At 33.3% G+C, this 610-nt stretch carries 1 protein-coding gene; it reads right to left on the bottom strand.

From position 1 onward, the window contains the following. On the bottom strand, positions 1-305 hold a 305-nt coding region (locus AC1DTM_RS30640), incomplete at its 3' end, for an SDR family NAD(P)-dependent oxidoreductase (protein WP_477001725.1). Between the last annotated feature and the right edge of the window lie 305 nt (positions 306-610).

The following is a 610-nucleotide window of genomic DNA, read 5'->3' on the forward strand; positions in this document are numbered from 1 at the left end:
GCACCAGGTCCAATTCCAGCGTTGTTTATTAAAATATCAAATTCCGTTCCACCAGTTCGCTTTTGCAATTCAGTATCTAAAGAATTATATAGGTTTTCTACACCGTGTAAAGATTCAAGATTGGCACCGATAGAAAAAGCTGATCCGCCATTTGATTGAATTTCATGAACAGTTTCTTCAGCATCTTCTTTTCGGTTACCATAATGAACAGCAACCAATGCACCGTCGTTTGCTAAACGTTTTGCGATAGCGCGTCCAATTCCTCGGCTTGCTCCAGTAACTAATGCTATTTTACCTTTTAACATAGTTCCCTCATCTCCTCATGAAATTTTTATATGTTTTAAGTTGTTTTTCTTTATGTAGAAAAGCAAACATACTTAAGTAATATATGAGTACGTGTAAGAAGTTCATTCCAATTTTGTTTTGAGAAAAAATAAATAACTTTTCAAAAAATATATTGACAATGAAAAGAAGAAAGTCCTATAATACGTTTAATAAATAAAAGTTAATTGAGAATTTTCAGACTTTACATTATGTATATGCAAAGAAGAGGAAAGTAGATGATTATGATCGTTTCAGAGAGCTACTCCAAGGCTGCGAGAGTAGTAAC

The organism is Bacillus sp. P4_D3, from assembly GCF_056401855.1.